This is a genomic window from Streptomyces naganishii JCM 4654, from assembly GCF_014650575.1.
Classification (GTDB): Bacteria; Actinomycetota; Actinomycetes; order Streptomycetales; family Streptomycetaceae; genus Streptomyces; species Streptomyces naganishii.
Genome location: NZ_BMVF01000074.1, coordinates 1 through 536 on the forward strand (window position 1 = coordinate 1; position 536 = coordinate 536).

Here is a 536-nt window from a genome sequence, read left to right on the forward strand (position 1 = left end):
GAACGCGAGGGCCGCACCATCGCCCCCCTCATCACCCGCCTCAACGACATCCGCCGCCGCCACCTGGCGCTGCGCCGGCTGCGCAACCTGCGCTTCCATCCGACCGACAACGACGCCGTCATCGCCTACAGCAAGACCACGGGCCGCGACACCGTCGTCGTGGTCGCCAATCTCGATCCCCACCACACCCAGGAGGCGACGGTCTCGTTGGACATGCCGCGACTCGGCCTGCAACGGCACGAGTCGGTGCCGGTGCTCGACGAACTGACGGGTGAGACCTACCACTGGGGCAGGAACGCCTACGTGCGGCTGGAACCCGGCCGGAGGCCCGCGCACGTGCTCCATGTCCAGCGATCGTCCGCCTCGCCGCAGATCGGAGGGCCCCCCGCGCCATGACTGTCAACGAACCCGTCCCGGACATCTTCGAGGACGCCCCCGCCAGGGACCGGGATCCGGAGTGGTTCAAGCGTGCCGTGTTCTACGAGGTCCTGGTGCGCTCCTTCCAGGACAGCAACGGCGACGGCATCGGCGACCTG

The 536-nt window shown here is 69.2% G+C and carries 1 protein-coding gene; it reads left to right on the forward strand.

Annotated elements, in window-relative coordinates; genetic code table 11:
• A partial coding sequence (locus IE217_RS34415; RefSeq protein ID WP_190181886.1) for an alpha-glucosidase C-terminal domain-containing protein occupies window positions 1-396 on the forward strand: 396 nt, incomplete at its 5' end.
• Window positions 397-536: the final 140 nt, after the last annotated feature.